At 59.5% G+C, this 12,765-nt stretch carries 11 protein-coding genes; 3 read left to right on the forward strand and 8 right to left on the reverse strand.

Annotated elements, in window-relative coordinates:
• Positions 1–99: 99 nt before the first annotated feature.
• The 5 genes from AC07W7_RS05785 to AC07W7_RS05805 all read right to left on the reverse strand — a co-directional run bounded on the left by AC07W7_RS05785 (position 100) and on the right by AC07W7_RS05805 (position 5,095).
• Complete coding sequence (locus AC07W7_RS05785) at positions 100–801, reverse strand: ABC transporter ATP-binding protein (RefSeq protein WP_029297115.1); 702 nt, start codon at positions 799–801, stop codon at positions 100–102.
• A complete protein-coding gene (livG, locus tag AC07W7_RS05790) occupies positions 802–1,569 on the reverse strand; it encodes a high-affinity branched-chain amino acid ABC transporter ATP-binding protein LivG (RefSeq protein ID WP_032858084.1) in 768 nt (255 codons plus the stop codon).
• Entirely contained in the window at positions 1,566–2,819 is a 1,254-nt protein-coding gene (locus tag AC07W7_RS05795; protein WP_029297111.1) for a high-affinity branched-chain amino acid ABC transporter permease LivM, read from the reverse strand. Before AC07W7_RS05795 ends, livG begins: the two co-directional genes overlap by 4 nt.
• Positions 2,816–3,739, reverse strand: a complete 924-nt coding sequence (livH, locus tag AC07W7_RS05800; protein ID WP_057958729.1) for a high-affinity branched-chain amino acid ABC transporter permease LivH — start codon at positions 3,737–3,739, stop codon at positions 2,816–2,818. The genes AC07W7_RS05795 and livH overlap by 4 nt, the downstream gene beginning before the upstream one ends.
• Positions 3,740–3,967: 228 nt before the next feature.
• Positions 3,968–5,095: a branched-chain amino acid ABC transporter substrate-binding protein gene (locus tag AC07W7_RS05805; protein WP_076964805.1), complete on the reverse strand. Its 1,128-nt coding sequence runs from the start codon at positions 5,093–5,095 to the stop codon at positions 3,968–3,970.
• A 183-nt stretch (positions 5,096–5,278) separates the two neighbouring features.
• Between AC07W7_RS05805 and AC07W7_RS05810 the strand changes: the two genes are divergently transcribed.
• On the forward strand, positions 5,279–5,440 hold the full coding sequence (locus AC07W7_RS05810) for a hypothetical protein (protein ID WP_162843706.1): 162 nt from the start codon (positions 5,279–5,281) through the stop codon (positions 5,438–5,440).
• Positions 5,437–5,742, forward strand: a complete 306-nt coding sequence (locus AC07W7_RS05815; protein ID WP_076964806.1) for a DUF2288 domain-containing protein — start codon at positions 5,437–5,439, stop codon at positions 5,740–5,742. The genes AC07W7_RS05810 and AC07W7_RS05815 overlap by 4 nt, the downstream gene beginning before the upstream one ends.
• 297 nt (positions 5,743–6,039) lie before the next feature.
• On the opposite strand, the gene AC07W7_RS05820 is transcribed toward AC07W7_RS05815, so the two are convergent.
• From AC07W7_RS05820 to AC07W7_RS05830, 3 genes are all read right to left on the reverse strand, one after another.
• Positions 6,040–8,220, reverse strand: coding sequence for a hypothetical protein (locus tag AC07W7_RS05820; protein ID WP_076964807.1), 2,181 nt, complete (start codon positions 8,218–8,220; stop codon positions 6,040–6,042).
• 208 nt (positions 8,221–8,428) lie between these two features.
• On the reverse strand, positions 8,429–10,654 hold the full coding sequence (locus AC07W7_RS05825; protein ID WP_076964808.1) for a putative bifunctional diguanylate cyclase/phosphodiesterase: 2,226 nt from the start codon (positions 10,652–10,654) through the stop codon (positions 8,429–8,431).
• Between the two features lie 143 nt (positions 10,655–10,797).
• Positions 10,798–11,166 (reverse strand): YkgJ family cysteine cluster protein, encoded by a 369-nt coding sequence (locus AC07W7_RS05830; RefSeq protein WP_076964809.1) that lies wholly within the window; start codon positions 11,164–11,166, stop codon positions 10,798–10,800.
• A 245-nt stretch (positions 11,167–11,411) separates the two neighbouring features.
• Here AC07W7_RS05830 and AC07W7_RS05835 point away from each other — a divergent pair, with 245 nt between their 5' ends.
• Positions 11,412–12,758 carry a spinster family MFS transporter gene (locus tag AC07W7_RS05835; RefSeq protein WP_076964810.1) on the forward strand — a complete coding sequence of 449 codons (1,347 nt, stop codon included), beginning with the start codon at positions 11,412–11,414 and terminating at the stop codon, positions 12,756–12,758.
• Positions 12,759–12,765 lie beyond the last annotated feature (7 nt).

Raw genomic sequence — 12,765 nt, forward strand, 5'->3', positions numbered from 1 at the left:
GGCGGTGTTTCAGTCAGAGTTGCATTAACTGACCCACAGCCATCGCGGGCAAGCCCACTCCCACACAAGCTCGCACACACATTTAGTTAGCAACCGTTATTAGCCGCCCAGGTACGCCTCGCGCACTTTCGGGTCGGTCAGCAGTTGTTCGCCGCTGCCCTGCATCACTACCCGGCCGTTTTCCAGTACATAGGCGCGGTCGGCAATTTTCAACGCCTGGTTGGCGTTCTGTTCCACCAAAAACACCGTCACACCGTCCTTGCGCAGTTGCTCGATGATATCGAAAATCTGCTGGATGATGATCGGCGCCAGGCCCAGGGAAGGCTCGTCCAGCAACAGCAGCTTGGGCTTGCTCATCAGCGCACGACCGATGGCGAGCATTTGCTGTTCGCCACCGGACATGGTGCCGCCGCGCTGGCTGAAGCGCTCCTTGAGCCGAGGGAACAGGTGCAGCACCTTGTCCATCTGCTCCTGGTAGTCACCCTTGTCGGTAAAGAACCCGCCCATGGCCAGGTTTTCTTCCACGGTCAGGCGGGCAAACACCCGACGGCCTTCCGGGACCACGGCAATGCTCTTGCGCATGATCGCCGCCGAGTGCTGGCCCACCAGTTCCTCACCCATGTAGCGGATGCTGCCGCTGTGTGCCTGGGGCGAACCGCACAGGGTCATCAGCAAGGTGGATTTGCCGGCACCGTTGGCTCCGATCAGGGTGACGATCTCGCCCTGGCGCACTTCGACGTTGACGTCGTGCAGGGCCTGGATCTTGCCGTAGAAAGTGGAAACGTTTTCAAATTGCAGCATTTACGCTTCCCCCAAATAGGCTTTGATCACTTGCGGGTTGTCGCGGATCTGCTCCGGCGTCCCGTTGGCCAATGGCGTGCCCTGGTTGATCACGACGATATGGTCGGAAATGCTCATGACCAGTTTCATGTCGTGTTCGATCAGCAGCACGGTGGCGTTGTTTTCTTCACGCAGCACCCCGATCAACGCCTTGAGGTCTTCGGTTTCCTTGGGGTTGAGGCCCGCAGCCGGTTCGTCGAGCATCAGGATCCGCGGGCGGGTCATCATGCAGCGGGCGATTTCCAGGCGACGTTGCTGACCATAGGCCAGGGTGCCGGCCGGGCGGTTGGCAAACTCGGTCAGGTTGACCTTGTCCAGCCAGTACGCGGCGTACTCCATGGCCTCGCGCTCGCTCTTGCGGAACGCCGGGGTCTTGAACAGGCCCGCGAAGAAGTTGGTGTTCAGGTGCCGGTGCTGGGCGATCAGCAGGTTTTCCACGGCGGTCATGTCCTTGAACAACCGCACGTTCTGGAAGGTCCGCACCACGCCCTTGCGGGCGATCTCGTGACCGGCCAGGCCCTGGATCGGCTGGCCGTCCAGCAGGATGCTGCCACCGGCCGGCTTGTAGAAGCCGGTCAGGCAGTTGAACACCGTGGTCTTGCCGGCGCCGTTGGGGCCGATCAAGGCGACCACTTGTTTTTCTTTGACGGTCAGGGCGACGCCATTGACCGCCAGCAAGCCGCCGAAGCGCATGCTCAGGTTTTCGACTTTCAGGATCTCGCGGCTCATTTGCGCAGCTCCATATGTGGACGTTGCATGGGCAGCAGGCCTTGAGGGCGCCAGATCATCATCAGCACCATCATGGCGCCGAACATCAACATGCGGTACTCGCTGAATTCACGCATCAGTTCCGGCAGCAGGATCATCACGATGGCCGCGAGGATCACGCCCAGCTGCGAGCCCATGCCACCCAGCACCACGATGGCAAGGATGATTGCCGACTCGATGAAGGTGAACGACTCCGGTGTCACCAGGCCTTGGCGAGCGGCAAAGAAGCTGCCGGCAAAACCGGCGAACGCGGCGCCCAGGGTGAAGGCGGAGAGCTTGATGATGGTCGGGTTCAGGCCCAGCGCACGGCAGGCGATTTCGTCTTCACGCAGCGCTTCCCAGGCACGCCCGATTGGCATGCGCAGCAGGCGGTTGATCACGAACAGCGCGGCCAAAGCCAGCAACAGGGCGACCAGGTACAGGAACACCACCTTGCTCACCGGGTTGTAGGCAATCCCGAAGTACTCGTGGAAGGTCTGCATGCCTTCGGCAGCGGAGCGATCAAACGACAAGCCGAAGAACGTTGGCTTGGGAATGCTGCTGATGCCGTTGGGGCCGCCGGTGATATCGGTGAGGTTACGCAGGAACAGACGGATGATCTCACCAAAACCCAGGGTCACGATGGCCAGGTAGTCACCGCGCAGGCGCAACACCGGGAAGCCCAGCAGGAAGCCGAAGGTGGCCGCCGCCATGCCGGCCAGAGGCAGGCAGATCCAGAAGCTCCAGCCCAGGTAGTGCGAGAGCAGCGCGTAGGTGTAGGCGCCCACTGCGTAGAAGCCCACATAACCCAGGTCGAGCAGGCCCGCGAGGCCGACCACGATGTTCAGGCCCAGGCCCAGCAGCACGTAGATCAGGATCAGGGTGGCAATATCCACCGCGCCACGGGAGCCGAAGAATGGCCAGATCAACGCGGCCACGATCAGGCCGATGATGATGTAGCGCTGGGTGCGCGGCAGGGTCAGGAACTGGCTGACCTTGGGCGAGACCAGCGGGCCACGGTTGGACTTGAGCAGCGCCCCGACCTGCTGGGTGAACAGCACCCGCAGGAACATCAGCACCGAACACAGGGCAATGATGGTCAGCGTCACCGGCCCGGTGCCGTGTACTTCAAGGTTGATCCCGACAATGCTCAACTTGAGCCCGAGTACCGGAAAGGCCACGGCCCATACCAGCAAGGCGCTGAAAAACGCCGATTTAAGATATCTGCTCATACTTTCTCAACCTCCGGACGGCCCAGGATGCCGGTCGGCCGGAATAACAGCACCAGAACCAATAGGCCGAAGGCCACGACGTCCTTGTACTGGTCGCCGAAGATATCGGCACCAAACGCTTCGGCCACACCCAGCACCAGCCCGCCGAGCATGGCGCCCGGAATACTGCCGATGCCGCCCAGGACCGCCGCAGTGAAGGCTTTGAGCCCCACCAGGAAACCGGCGTTGGGGTTGATCACGCCATACTGCATGCTCAGCAGCACCGCCGCGACGGCCGCCAATGCAGCGCCGATCACGAAGGTCAGGGCAATGATGTTGTTGGTGTTGATGCCCAGCAGGTTGGCCATCTTGATGTCTTCGGCGCAGGCCCGGCAGGCGCGCCCCAGACGGGAGCGGGAGATGAACAGGGTCAGGCCCAGCATGGCCACCAGGGTGACGACGAAGACCAGGATCTGCATGTAGGAAATCAGCACTTCTTCTGCACCGCCTGGACCGAAGGAAAAGCTCCCCGGGATCAGGTTGGGAATGGACTTGTCCTTGGAGTCCTGGGACAGCAATACGGTGTTCTGCAGGAAAATCGACATGCCGATGGCGGAAATCAACGGGATCAGGCGGTTGCTGCCACGCAAGGGGCGGTACGCAACACGTTCGATACTGTAGCCGTAGGCACTGGTTACGACGATTGACGCAAGGAATGCGGCAGTCATCAACAGCGGCAGGGAGTGGATACCCATCATGGCCAGCCCGGCAATGGCGATGAACGCCACGTAGGAGCCAATCATGTACACCTCGCCGTGGGCGAAGTTGATCATTCCAATAATGCCGTAAACCATTGTGTAGCCAATGGCTATCAAGGCGTAGGTGCTGCCAATGGTCAGGCCATTAACCAGCTGTTGGAAAAAATGATAGATCTCAGGCATTACAGCGCTCCTAAAAACCCGATACGCATTTCACTGGTGGAGTCATCTTCCCGCCCGGTGCTGTGTTCTGTGAGCACATTTGCACCAAGCATTTGCCAGCGAACCGCTGGTGACGGTTTTAAGATTTTCAGGTGAGCCAGCGCCCGGATCGCGGGTGCGTGGCCCATAAACCTCGTAAAACAAAACCCACTGCTTGCACAGTGGGCTTGTTGTCCAGTAACGCCTGGCTTACTGAGGGGATACTTCGGTTTTTGGTTGGCCGAAGTGCCATTCGTAGACCACGAACTTGAAGTCTTTCAGGTCGCCGTTCTTATCGAAGCTCAGGTCGCCGGTCGGGGTCTTGAAGGTACCCGCGTGGATGGCCTCGGCCACTTTGGTGGTGTCTTCGCTTTTGGCAGCAGCGATGCCGCCGGCGATGATTTCAACCGCCGAGTAGGCCGGGAACACGAACGGGCCGCTTGGGTCTTTGCCGTCAGCCTTAAGTGCATCGACGATGGCCTTGTTCGCAGGGTCGGCGTCGAAGGATTTCGGCAGGGTGACCAGCAGGCCTTCGGAGGCTTTCTGGGCGATTTGCGAGATGGAGTCGTTACCCACGCCTTCCGGGCCCATGAACTTGGCTTTCAGGCCTTTTTCCTGGGCCTGGCGCAGGATCAGGCCCAGTTCCGGGTGGTAGCCGCCGTAGTAGACGAAGTCGACGTTGGCTTGCTTGAGCTTCTGGATAATCGAGGAGAAGTCCTTGTCGCCGGCGTTCAGGCCTTCAAACACGGCAACCTTGGTGCCTTTCTTCTCAAGGGTCTGTTTAACGGCGGTGGCGATGCCTTCACCGTATTGCTGCTTGTCGTGCAGCACGGCGACGACCTTCGGCTTGACGTGGTCGGCGATGTAGTTGCCGGCCGCAGGGCCTTGGGCGCTGTCCAGGCCGATGGTGCGGAAGATCAGCTTGTAGCCACGGGAGGTGATATCCGGGCTGGTGGCCGCCGGGGTGATCATGATCACGCCTTCGTCTTCGTAGATGTCGGTTGCCGGTTGAGTGGAGCTGGAGCAGAGGTGGCCGACCACGAACTTGACGCCGTCGTTGACCACTTTGTTGGCGACGGCAACGGCTTGTTTAGGGTCGCAAGCGTCGTCGTATTCCTTGGCTTCGAGCATCTTGCCGTCGACACCACCTTTGGCGTTGATGTCTTTGATGGCTTGCTTGGCGCCCATGAACTGCATGTCGCCGTACTGGGTCACAGGGCCGGTTTTAGGGCCGGCAATACCGATCTTGATGGTGTCAGCTGCGAACGAATGGCCGGCAACCCCAGCCAGGACCATAGCGGCAAACAGTTTGGAAATCTGCTTAGTAGCCTTATTCATAGTGCTCCACTCTTACTGTTGTATTTTTTATAGTTCTAGCGGCCGTGTGAGCTGCAGAACCGGATCGGATATCTCGGATATCCCCCCGGCAGCGACCTGGCAACTGTACCGGTACAGTGTAGAGCGCCGGTTGATCGCTTGAAAAGCTGGCTGCTGGGGGCAAACGCCGGGTGTGTCGCTTAAATGAAAGAAAAAGACAGAATTGCGGCGGGTGCATGCCAGAGTTTCGGGCAATCCTTGGCATTTCTGACACTTTCAATCGGTGCCTCAATTGCTACTGGGTTTTTCTGGGGAAGTCCCGACGGTATGATTGCGCCGATTTTTTCCTCAGGTGAGTTCCCATGACGCAAGAACCTAGCACCCTCTATGCCAAGCTGCTCGGCGAAACCGCGGAAATTTCCTGGAAGGAGCTCGAACCGTTCTTTGCCAAGGGTGCCCTATTGTGGGTCGATGCGGGCCTGGATTTGATCGAAGCGGCCGAGGCCATGGCCGAGGACAGCCGTGACAAAGTGGCCGCCTGGCTGGCCTCGGGGAGCCTTGGCGAAGTGTCTGCGACGCGGGCATTGGACTTGGTGGCGCGTGATCCGGGCCTGTGGGCGGTGGTGGTTTCGCCGTGGATTCTGATCCAGGAAAGGGCATCAAACTAAATGCCTGCACCTAAATGGTGCCGGTTTTTTCCCGGTTGAAAGTGTGTAGCGGAGTAACCGCTTTGCCCGTGATGGCAACTGGCCGTGAAGAAAGGTCACAAGGGAGGGTGACGTAAACGTCATGGGAACAGTTTTGCGAGGGGCGGAACGCCTGGGGAATTGTTTCTTGGTGTGGCAAGGTTCGGGATATTGATCGCCGGTTAGACCGCTATCGCAGGCAAGCCAGCTCCCACATTGTGATGTGTGAATACATTCAAAATGTGGGAGCCGGCTTGCCTGCGATGGACGCGCCGCGGTCTAGGCAGTCTTCCCGGTATGGTTATTCAGCGAGATCACCTTGGTCTTGCCAATCCGGTGACGGTAGATCTCACGCAGGTACTTGATCGCCTTCTTCACACAGTCCCGCGACAGGCGAATGTCGTTGATCGAGACAAACTTCTCCTTGTCGTTGATCAGCTCGCGGTACTTCTTCTCATACATCGGCTTGATCGCGTACCAGTTGGTGTCGAGGATCTTCGCCGGGTTCTCGAATTCGTTGAGCAATTCGTCGATACGGTCCTCGTCGAAGTCTTCGTGGATGATGAAGTCCAGGATCGAGTTGTCCAGGGTGTCGTCGAAACGGTACGGGTTGCGGGCAAAGCAGCGCTTGATAAAGGCCACGATCAACGTCAGGAAGTCGTCCGACAGGCACGGGCTCTTGGCGATCAGGGTGGTCAGCGACAGGTTGGCCGAGGCGCCGATCACCAGGGCGTAGCGCTTGAGGGTGGTGTTGGGGAACAGGCTGTTGAGGTGGGTCTTGAGCCGGTTCAGGTCCATATAGGACAGCTTGTAGTCCTTGGGCAGGGAGACGATAGACACCACCGACGAACAGTTCTTGAAGAAGTGCAGGTCATGCAGGGCCGCCGCGTCATAGCCGGAGTTCTTGTACTGCTCCAGGGACGCCTTGTAGCGCTTGGATTCGATCGGCAACAGGCTGATGCCTTCGATGGCCTGGGTGACCTTGTTGAAGTGGGGCAGGTCGATGGAGCGGAAGAACAAATCGTCGATGTTCAGGCGCTGGGGCTCTTTTTCAAACACTTTGAATTTGTCGCCGCTCGGCGCCGGGGTTTCCGGCACCACGGACTCGGCATAGGCAATCGCCACCGGCCCGGCGAGGCTCATGAACAGGTCGTTGGCGTCCAGGCGGATGGTTTCACCGATATCGATGCCGGCGCGGCGGAAATAGTTCTGGTCGTAGTCGGTCGTCACCGCCTGGGCCGTCAGAATGTTGAATATCTGTTGTGAGATGTACTGGTTGGCGTGTTTTTCCATGGCATTGACATCAATATTCTGGATGTTGCCGTCGTCGCTTTCTTCGGCATAACGCATGATGTCGTTGGAGATCAGCATCATCGCGTTCCACGGGCGAATGCGGCCCTTGACGCTGGCCTCGCTGCTGTCTTCATTGGCGAAGTTGTACGAGAAGTCCCATTCCTCCGACAGGTATTTGCACAGCAGCCGACCGGCGTTGATGTGCAGCGCCTCGGACATTTCGCTGCGGTGGTCGGAGATATTCGGCAGCACGCAGATGCCGCTGGTGAAGATCGGCTCGAACACAAAGGCATGGCCGCTCTTGCTGTCGTGCTCGTCGGCAGGCTTGGTGTCGAAGGTCTTGTTCATGTACGAGTGTTGCTGGGCCAGGCCAAACTCCGAGGCCATGCCCGAGCCGGTGCCGCCGCCGGCGCTGAAGATCGAGAAGTACAGGCGCGACTGGTTGGCCTTGATCCCGCAGGAGTCGATCAGGTACGAATGGATCATCTTCCAGTCGGGGCTGGAAAAACGCTGGGTGTCTTTGTTGAGGATGATCTTGGCCAGGTACTGGCCGAGGATCGGTGCGTTACCGGCGCCGCCGGCGTGCACTTCCGACAGGTCCATGATCTTCATCTTGCTGTAGTCGCGTAAAAAGCCGCTTTTCTCGCCCTTGCGCGAGAAACGGATGCGCCCGGCAATGTCTTTGTCCAGGTCGCCAAGCATCACCAGGGGTTCTACCAGGAACACCGGCTTGCTGGCCTTGTTGGCACCCAGGCGCAGGTTGTTGCGGATCCACTGGGCTGGGCTGTAGCCCTTTTCAACGTAGGATTTGTCTTCGGTGCTGAACTCGTTCAGATAGAACTTGCGGGCGTTGTACACCAGCTCCGCCACATCCAGGGCAATGTTGGACCCACAGCGCCCCAGGCCGATCAGGCAGACCGAGGGAAACTCCTGCTCACTGCGCTGCTCGCTGTCACCTTCAAGGTGCGGCGCACGTGGGAACACCATGTCGCGCAGGCCGTCGAGGTTATCGAGGATGCGGTCGGTGTTGGTCTCGGTGAAGTACAGGTATTGCTGGGTGCCCAGTGCACGTTGACTGTTCAATGACTTTGAACCTGAGGGTTTTTCCGCAGGAGCTGTCAGCAACACGTCGGATACCGCGGTAACAGGATTATTTTTAGAAGTCATTGTGCGCCATGTGCCTGGACGGATGGCTGGAAAGCATTAAAGAGCCATCACCGAGTGAGAGTTCGCGACTTTTACAGCGCGTTTAGGCCTCAGCGCTCAGGCTTAACCCTAGTATTTCTGGGGAAAAGCGACGCCGGACTCTCATGAATCGGCCGTTTGTCGGCGTTCTTTAATCAAAATGATGGCGATATGCCAAGGTCTTTGGACTTCAGCGGATGGGATGTACAACCGCTGATGGGGCCTTGCCTCCCGCCAGGTCCATCGGGGGGAGTGGGGGCTGCTGGTCAAGCGCCATGATCACGGCGCTGATTTCACTGGCCGGCACCGCTGCACTGAGCAGGTAGCCCTGCGCGTAATCGCAGCCATACTTGCTCAATAGCTCCAGTTGCTGCAGGGTTTGCACCCCTTCGCAGATGACCTGCAGGTGCAGGGTGTGGGCCATGCCGATGATCGCCTGGACAATCTCCATATCGGTGGTGGACTTGGGAATGTCCTGGATAAATGAACGGTCGATCTTCAGCGTATTGAGGGGCAGGCGCTTGAGGTAGGAGAGGGAGGAATAGCCGGTGCCAAAGTCGTCGATGGACAGTGCAACCCCCAGCGCGCGGATTTGCCGCAGCAGGATCAGGGTGCTGCTGATATTGCCCATCAAGGCATTTTCCGTCACTTCCAGTTCCAGGCGGCTGGCGGCGATGCCACTGCTGCGCAAGGCGTATTCGATTTCATCGGCCAGCTCGTCACGGGCCAGGTTCAGGGCCGAACAGTTCACGGCCATGATCAGGTCCGGGTGGCCTTGCTCCGTCAGCCAGCCCAGGTCGGCACAGGCCTGGCGTAGTACCCAGTTGTCGAGCTCGGCGACCAGGCCGTTGTTTTCGGCAATGCCGATAAACCGCTCGGGCGTCAGCAGCCCATGTTGTGGGTGTTGCCAGCGCACCAGGGCTTCGAGCCGTGTGACCTTGCCTTTGCGCAGGTCAAGAATCGGTTGGTAGTACAGGGTCAGTTCTTTTTGCTTGCGCAATGCATGGCGCAGTTCCTCTTCCAACTGCAGTTCGAGAAAGGCCCGGGTCTTCAGGTTGGCGCTGAAGAAGTTCAGGCCGTTGCGCCCGGTATCCTTGGACTGATACAGCGCCAGGTCGGCGGTTTTCAGCAGTTCCTCACAGCTGGTCCCGTCTTCGGGAAACACGCTGATCCCGATGCTGGTGGTCATTACCAGGCGCCGGCCGGCCAGCTCGATGGGTTCTTTCATTTTCTGCATGATGCGCTGGGCCATGTGCCGCGCTTCGTCGCGATGATGGATATTGATCAGGATGCAGAACTCATCGCCGCCAAACCGCGCCACCACATCATTGTGGCTGCGGACCGAACTCTTGATATGGTCGGCCAGCACCGTCAGCAGCTCATCGCCGGCATCGTGGCCGAGGCTGTCGTTGATCCGCTTGAAGTGGTCGATGTCGAGAAAGATCACGGCCAGCATGCCCCCGGCCTGGGTTTTCTGCGCCAGCTTTTCGGCGAAGACCTGGTTGAAACCCCGGCGATTGAGCAGGCTGGTCAACGCATCGTAATGGGCCACTTGCTGCAGGGACGCACGCGCCTGGTCCAGCTCGCCAAGCAAGGCATTGACCCGACGCAGGTCGCGCTCCTTATGCTGCAGTTTCTTGTCGGCGAGGGCTGCACTGATGCTGCTGCCGATCACCAGCAAGGTGATGACGGCCACCGACAGGCCCAGTTGTGTCGGGTTGTTGTTGCTTGGCAATGACGACACCGCCCCGCTGGGCACCAGCAATTGCATGGCGGCCATGCCGGTGAAGTGCATGCTGATAATACCGGCGCCGAGCACCAGGCTGGCACCGTACTTGAGTAACTGGTGGAACATCCCGCTGCCATTGCGCAGGTATTGGGACAACAGTAGCGCCGCCAGGCTGGCCCCGATGGCGATCGCCACCGACAAGCCAAACAGCCCGCTGGAAAAATACATCTGGGCCTCGGAGCGCATGGCGGCCATGCCCACGTAATGCATCAGGGCGATGCCCAGGCCCATCCAGATGGCCGCTACCAAGTACTGGTGAATGCGCAGTTGGGCATGACTGAGGGTTTGCATGGCGAACAATGACGCGATCAGTGCGATCAGCAACGAGGCAAAGGTCAGGAACCATTGGTAATGGATGGTAATGGGCGCCTGGAACGCCAGCATGCTGATGAAGTGCGCCGACCAGATCCCGCCGGCCAGGCAACCGGCACCGACCCCGCGCCAGCGGCGCTGTGCCGTCAGGTTGTCAACGTGGCCGACACGCTCGGCCATGTCCAGGGTGCCGAAGCCCGCTGCGCAGGCAACCAGGTACGCCAGTAGCACCAGGAAGGGGTTGTGGGTGCAATCGAGTAACAAATACCCGCTCTCGGGAAGGGCGGTAAAAAAATGCAGGCCTAGCCATTCCATAGCATGTCCCGTTACAGAGTCATCTCGTGTCACGGCGCGCGGCGATGACCTATGCAGTCGAGTATAGAGGGCTCAATGGAATCGCAAGGGGTAATGGCATTTTGATTACTTTGATTTTGGCATGCAGGCTATAGCCAATGGTGCTAAGCGCTGATGGGCAGCTCAAACGCGTAAGGCGGTTGCTCCAGCGGCGCCAGGCCGAACGCGGCGCGTGCGGCGTCACAATCGACGTTCACCTCGCCCTGGCTCCACGACGACTCGAACTCCCGGCATACACTGGAGCGCTGCTCGTAGATCGAACAGCGCGTGGCGCTGCCCACTTCACCTTCAAGGCTGCAGCAGCGTGCCGGTTTTTGGTCGGTGCCGATCATCGCCACCCGGGTGGGGTTGATCTGGGTCACCAGCTCATCGGGCACGGTGCCGCCTGATGAAGCGCATTCGCCCCAAAAGAAAGACACGCGAAAGTGTGAACAGCAGGCACCGCAATTCAGACACGGACTGGCATCGGACATGGCACGTCATCAATAAGAGGTAAGGGGGAACAGCGGAAGGCTCGCTATTCTATGCCTGCCAAGGCGCTTGGGAAGGGGGGCGCGTGCTTATTTTTTTGCCGGGGAAATCCTGCTGTCCTGGATGAAATTACGCCCTATCAGCTTTACGAATCATTACAGACAACCGCGCCGCGTCTGACTAGATTGCAGGTTCCGGGCAGGATGCGTCGGCATCGAGCCTCTATAACAATAAAAGAGACGGACCCATGCAGAACTCGACCCAAGCGGCGAATGCCTGGCGCATTCTGTTCCTGCTGTTCCTGGCCAACCTGTTCAACTTTTTTGATCGCACGATCCCGGCGATCATCATCGAGCCGATCCGCATGGAATGGCACCTCAGTGACTTCCAGCTCGGCCTTATCGGCACCGCGTTCACCATCGTCTACGCTATTGCCGGCTTGCCCCTGGGGCGCCTGGCCGATACCGGCTCGCGCAGCAAGCTGATGGGCTGGGGCCTGGCAAGTTGGAGCGCGCTGACGGCGGTCAATGGCATGGTTGGCAATTTCTGGACGTTCCTGCTGGTGCGCATGGGCATCGGCATTGGCGAAGCCAGCTATGCGCCGGCGGCCAACTCGCTGATCGGCGACCTGTTCCCGGCCCACCGTCGCGCCCGGGCCATGGGGATTTTCATGCTGGGCCTGCCCCTGGGCCTGTTGCTGGCCTTCTTCACCATCGGTGCGATGGTCAAGGCGTTCGACAGCTGGCGAGCACCGTTCTTTATTGCGGCCATCCCGGGGCTGATCCTCGCGGTATTTATGTTCTACATCAAGGAGCCCAAGCGCGGCGCCGCCGAAACCGTGCAAGTCTCCCAGGAGAAGGTCGATCGGCCGATCCGTCGGGTGCTGGCGGTGCCGACCTTCCTGTGGCTGGTGCTGGCGGGGTTGTGCTTCAACTTTGCTACTTATGCCTGCAACTCGTTCCTGGTGCCGATGCTGCAACGCTACTTCTTGATGCCCTTGCAGGAGGCGGCGGTTGCTACCGGGGTCATTGTGGGGGTGACCGGCTTGTTCGGCCTGACCCTGGGTGGCCTGGTGGCCGACAAGATTCACCAGCGCATAGCCAATGGCCGCCTGCTGTTTGCCGCGTTCAGCCTGATCATCTCCACGCTGACCACGGCCTGGGCCCTGCACGCCGGGCGGATCGAGATCGGGGTGTTTGTGGCGGTGTTCAGTGTGGGCTGGTTGTTTGCCTATAACTTCTACACCTGTGTGTACACGGCGATCCAGGACGTGGTGGAACCGCGTCTGCGGGCCACGGCCATGGCGCTGTTCTTCGCCGGCCTGTATCTGCTGGGTGGCGGCATGGGGCCGGTGGTGGTGGGGGCGCTGTCTGATTACTTTGCCCATGCGGCGATGTACGCGGCGGGTGCCGAGCAGATGACCGAGGCGTTCAAGGCCGTGGGCCTGCATGACGCCATGTACCTGATCCCGGTGGCGTTGTTCCTGACCATGCTGTTTCTGTTCCAGGCTTCGCGGTGTTTTGTGCGCGATGCCCAGCGGATGAAGGATGGGTTGGGGAAGGTTGAGGTGCCCGGGCCTGCGGTGACAGCTTGAGACCGAG

This window comes from Pseudomonas sp. GW821-FHT01D09 (assembly GCF_059422465.1).